General features: G+C 58.6%; 2 protein-coding genes. One reads left to right on the forward strand and one right to left on the reverse strand.

The annotated features are described in order from the left end of the window. The first annotated feature begins 331 nt into the window (after positions 1-331). Positions 332-805 carry a hypothetical protein gene (locus H6B51_RS16205; protein WP_204884639.1) on the forward strand — a complete coding sequence of 158 codons (474 nt, stop codon included), beginning with the start codon at positions 332-334 and terminating at the stop codon, positions 803-805. Between the two features lie 85 nt (positions 806-890). Here the strand turns inward: H6B51_RS16205 and H6B51_RS16210 are convergent, their stop codons facing one another. Further along, positions 891-4,529 (reverse strand): S-layer homology domain-containing protein, encoded by a 3,639-nt coding sequence (locus H6B51_RS16210; protein ID WP_204884640.1) that lies wholly within the window; start codon positions 4,527-4,529, stop codon positions 891-893. Between the last annotated feature and the right edge of the window lie 127 nt (positions 4,530-4,656).

Here is a 4,656-nt window from a genome sequence, read left to right on the forward strand (position 1 = left end):
TAAACATGCCTCCTTTTTCTTTGACCTTCCCCCCACAGGGGGGAAGGTGGACTTCGCAAAGCGAAGGCCGGATGAGGGGGCGGCGCGACGGCTCCCCCCTCCGTAGGGGCCGGACACCGGCCGGCCCCCTTTGGCCTTGTGATCCGCCCCCGCCTGTATTGGGTTAGGGCGGTTTGTTGTACAGGGGCAAAACGGGCTGTCCATGTTCCCGCCGTACAACAAAGCCCCCGTCCGGCATATGGACGGGGGACGGTGGGGACATGACGGGCCGGCCAGTGTCCGGCCCCTACGAAGAGGGAAATCCATCGTCAAGCTTGAAGGAGGAATGTTTATGGCAACGTACACAGCGAACTATGGGCTGCACCAGTGGGTGCCGGAGGACAACTTCCAACGGACGGATTTCAACACCGATCTGTCCAAGATCGACGCCGGGCTCAAGACCGCCCAGGACACGGCGGACGGCGCCGCGTCCGCCGCATCCGCCGCCCAAAGCGCCGCTGACGCGGCGCAGGACACGGCAGATGAAAAATCCTTTGTCACATCGGGCAGGTACACAGGCAACGGAAGTGATTCCCGCACCATTTCCCTGGGGTTTCAGCCCAGAGCTGTGCTGGTAGAGTGCCGTAACGGCAACCGATTGGGTACTTTTTGCGGCGGCCTGGCTGTCACAGGTTCGCCCTGCTATTTGACCGATATTTACGGGGGACTCACGCTCACCACCACCGGCTTTACTGTGCGGAGCAATTCCGGCTCTTGCACCAATGATAGTAATACAACCTATCATTACCTGGCCCTCCGGGCGTAAGCAAAAAGACACCCCCCAGCCTTGCCGGGGGGTGTCTTGCGTAAGGGCCTTGTTTTGGTCAGGCAATCAGCTTTTACGGGTCAACTCAGGGAGTGGAGGTAGCCCAAGCAGTACCATTCCAAGTGTATTCACCGGCGGAATGATCGGCCACACCAACAGAATCCATACCAGTAATGGTAGCACCGTTCTGAGCCGCAGCAACAGACAGAGCAGAAGTCGTATCCGTGCCGATAAAGGAACCATTGACAGTCAGAGTGCCCATGGAGGCAACAGTCACCTTGCCGTTAGAACCAACGAGAACAGAGGCCTCGGTATCCACGGTCAGGCTGCTGCCAGTACCATCAGCCTTGGTAAGCTTCAGCTCACCATTAACAGTCAGGGTGCCACTGGACAGGGTCATAGCAATACCCTTGGAGTTGGGAGTGGAATCAAACATGGCATACCAAGTCTGCCCAGCGGGGATAGTGGCATCACCACTGATATCCATGGTCAGGGCATCAAAGTCAACGGAAACCTCGGTATCAGCAGCGGTCTGAATGCGGGCGTCAGTGGTGGTACCCACAAAAGTGACAGCCTCATTGCTGTCATCAGTGGTCATGGAAGTCAGAGTACCACCAGCGGCAATGGTCAGGGTGCCGGCGGGCAGGTTGCCGTCGGTGTTGGCGTCCACCTTCAGGGAAGCGCCCTCGTCCACGGTAACAGCATTAAAGGTGGTGTCCATCTCGCTCAGATCGGCGGAGCCGGTCAGGGTGACGTTGGTCAGGGTCCAGGCGCCATCGACAATGGACACAGAAGCGGCATCATTGTCGGTGGTGTAGGTAGCGGCGCCCAGCTTGACAACAGCGTCCTTCTCCAGGTTGGCGGTCAGGTTGTCAATGTCGCCGCTGACCTGCAGGGTCTTCTTGGCGGGAACATCGATAGCCTTGTCCAGATCCAGGGGGTTGGTGCCGGCGCTGATGGAGACAGCAGTGGCATCATTGCCGCTCAGGATCGCGTTGATGTCGGCAGCCTCAGCGGTGTCAGCGGACACAGGAGCGGTCACCAGGCCGGCGGCGGGGTTCGCCTGCATGTCGTTGTTCACGTCCACCACCAGCAGCACCACATGGTTGGCGGCCAGGATGTAACGGACGTTGTTGGGCTCGACGGCATCGGCGATGCCGTCGCCATCGTTGTCGGCCCACTTCTGGATGGAGCCGCCCTCAGCGGCGGTCATCTTGTTGGAGTCCACATACAGGATGGTGGTCTCGCTGTCGTCGATCTTGCTGACGGTGTTGTCCAGGGAGATCTTGGAGTCGCCGTCCCAGCCGGTGACCTTGCCGGTCTCCACATAGGCCAGGTTGACGTTCTTCACCACGCCGTCAGACACCATATCGAAGGTGACAACGGAGCCGCGGGGATACAGGTTGGGCGCGTCGGTGTTCTCCTCGGTGACTTCAATCACGCCGTCCTTGGTCAGGATGGTATAGTTCAGGTAGTACTTGCCGCTTACCTCACTGCGGGAGGTGGCAGCCACCAGGTAGCCGTAATTGGAGCCGGCAGTCACGGTGGGCAGGGTGGCGTCGATCATCAGGACAACCTTGGCATAGGTGAAGCCGTTGACCTCCTGGGTCAGGGTCACGGTATAGACGTTCTTAGTGGCGGTGCCCCAGGTGTTCTTGATCTCCTTGCCGGTATAGACGTCGCCCTTGTTGGCGGAGCCGGGAGCAAAAGAGTTGCCGAAGTACACCACAGCGTCGTCAGCCAGCTCGTAGCCGTTGACCTTGCCGTCCACATAGCCGGGATTGGCGGTCACATAGTTCAGATAACCAGCCAGGTTGGTGGGGCTGACAGAGGTCAGCTCATAGTCGCTGCCGTCCACACGGTAGGTCACCAGAGTACCGATCTCAGCCTGCAGGGCAGCCACGTCGGTGTCGTCCACCTCGTCGCCGTTCAGCTTGGACACGGAAACGGTGGTTTTGGAGCCGTCAGCCAGCAGGAGCTTGGCCTGCAGGGTGTCGCCGCTGACCTGGCCGCTGGTGCTACGGTCAACACCGGCGGTGACGATCATGGCAATGTTCTTGCTGGTGGAGCCCAGATCCACGATCTTGGCGTAGAAGATGGTGGAGCCCAGAGCCACGTACTCCACAGTATCGCTGACCTCAGCCTTTTCCACCAGGGTGTTGTAGTTAGTACCATAAATGGAATTGGTCTCGCTGCCGGCCAGCCACTCGCCATTGATCTGATACTCGGTGTAGGTGTTGGCGCCGTCGCCGCCCCGGACAGCGTCCACGGTAGCGCTCTGAAGGTCGATCTTCTGAATGGTATCCTCGCCCAGAACAGCATTGGCAGCTTCAATGTAGCAGACCCAGTCGCCGGCGGCAAAGCCGTCATAGGTCACCAGATCGTCCAGCTTCACAGAGCCGATGCCGGAGCCGAACTGCACGCTGTCCTTACCCACATAGTTGATCTTGGCGATGGTCATGGGGGTGCGGATGACAGCGTCGATCTTACCGTCGCCGGTGTTGTCCACCAGCTTGAAGGTGTAGGCGTCCAGGTTATCGCCGTCATCATTGGGAACCAGCTCATCCAAGTCAACATTGGCATTCCCGCCATTGAAGTTATACACATCAATGTCTTCGGCAGCCCGATCCAGCTTATAATCCACACCGGACACGGTGGCGGTGTTGCTGTTGGTGCTGACCTCTTCCACGTTGCCGGTGGCGCCTTCAACGATGACAGAGCTGTCGTTGGCGTACACGCCGTAGATCACGTCATTCTTCTCGGTGTTGAAGATCACCTTGACCTGCTGGCCATAGAAGCCGGTGTAGTCCACGGTGGACTTCAGAGCACGGGTGCCGTAGATGACAGTATTATTATCGGCATCAATGCTGATGGAGCTGATGTTGTCGTTGGCGTCGATGGCATTGCCGCCGAAGTGGGCGCCGCCGTTGAAGTAGTAGGTCCACTGGCCCTTGTTCTCGTCATAGTCGAAAGCAACCAGGTAGCCCAGCTTGATGGTGCCGTCGAACTTGTCGATCAGCAGGCTGTTGACGGTGGCGCCGGCATCGTCAACGGCCAGGCGGTACACCTCGGTGACCTCGCCGGTGGCCTGGTTCTGGTTCCAGGTGCGGATCATCAGAGGAGCCTGGATGGCGTTGTAAGCCAGCTGCATGGCGTCGTCACGGGAGATGGGCTCAGAGGGATCGATGTCAGCCAGATCCTCGTACAGGCCGGCCTCGTTGGCGTAGCGGTTGACATTGATGGCCCAGTTGTTGCCTACAAAGCCGAACACCTCGGCATTGTAGCCCATGGCGGTCAGCAGCATCTTGGCGGCCTGCTCACCGGTCAGGGTGCCCTTGGGGTTGAAGTTGCCGGTGCCGTCGCCAGCGATGATGCCGGCGCTGGTGCAGTACTCGATGTACTTCTCGGCCCAGTTGTCGTCGATGTCAGCATAGGTGGGAACGGGCTTGACACCCACAACGGGCTCCACGCCGCCGTTCACCACGTAAGCGATGATCTTGCTCATCTCTTCACGGGTCAGGGTGTCAGAGGGAGCGAAGTAGCTGCCGTCTTCCTTACCAGCGATGACGTTCAGAGCCACCATGGTATTGACAGCCTCTTGATGCTGGATCTCATCATAGTCGGTGAAATCCAGTGCATTCGCAGCGCTGGCGCCCACGACCATCATGCCGATGAGCATCATGGCGGCCAGGACCAGGCTGAGAACACGCTTGAGGTTTCTCATTTTGGTATTCCTCCTTATTTTTTTTAGACTTTAGGCAAGGAAACAAGTTCTTGCCGTCCCCGCAATCCCTTGTCCCCCAAGGCATTGAAATCTTCCCATGGCTACCGGTAGCCGTTTCATAGATGTT

The organism is Pseudoflavonifractor phocaeensis (assembly GCF_016901955.1).
In the GTDB taxonomy this organism is placed as follows: Bacteria; Bacillota; Clostridia; order Oscillospirales; family Oscillospiraceae; genus Flavonifractor; species Flavonifractor phocaeensis_A.